This window comes from Rhizobium sp. YIM 134829 (assembly GCF_046546455.1).
In genome coordinates this window covers 1-598 of sequence record NZ_JBKHKI010000029.1, presented here as the reverse complement: position 1 = coordinate 598, position 598 = coordinate 1, and the positions used below count along the sequence as shown (strand labels likewise).

The 598-nt window shown below is 65.4% G+C and carries 1 protein-coding gene; it reads left to right on the top strand.

Going from position 1 to position 598, the window contains the following annotated elements:
• The coding region (locus ACLE20_RS15545) for a hypothetical protein (RefSeq protein WP_410941222.1) at positions 1-375 on the top strand (375 nt) is incomplete at its 5' end.
• Between the last annotated feature and the right edge of the window lie 223 nt (positions 376-598).

The following is a 598-nucleotide window of genomic DNA, read 5'->3' as shown; positions in this document are numbered from 1 at the left end:
CCGCTGATCTTCCTGACCGAGGACGACCTGGCGTCGTTCCGGCCGGGCAGCCTCATCGTCGACGTCTCCTGCGACGAGGGCATGGGCTTCAGCTGGGCGACGCCGACGTCATTCGGGTCGCCGAGCTTCGTCGTCGGCGACAACGTCACCTACTACGCCGTCGACCACAGCCCGTCCTACTTGTGGAACGCCGCGACGTGGGAGATCAGCGCCGCACTCATCCCGTATCTGCCCACGGTGCTCGACGGGGCACAGGCGTGGCGCAACGACCAGACGATCCAGCGGGCCATCGAGATCCAGGACGGCGTCATCGCCAACCCCGAGATCCTCGAGTTCCAGAAGCGCGAGGCCGAGTACCCACACGCCGCGACGTGAGGCGGGCGAGAAACTGGCACCGACTGCCTAGTTCCTCGTCGACTGAACGGTTTGTGCGGTAACTTCTCCTCGACACCCGACTGGCCGCAGCCGAGGAGTTTCTACGGTGGATGCGACACCTTTCGGGCACTACCAGTTGCAGATGCTGCTGGGCCGGGGCGGAATGGGCGAGGTCTACCAGGCCTACGACACCAAGACCGACCGAGTCGTCGCGCTCAAGGTC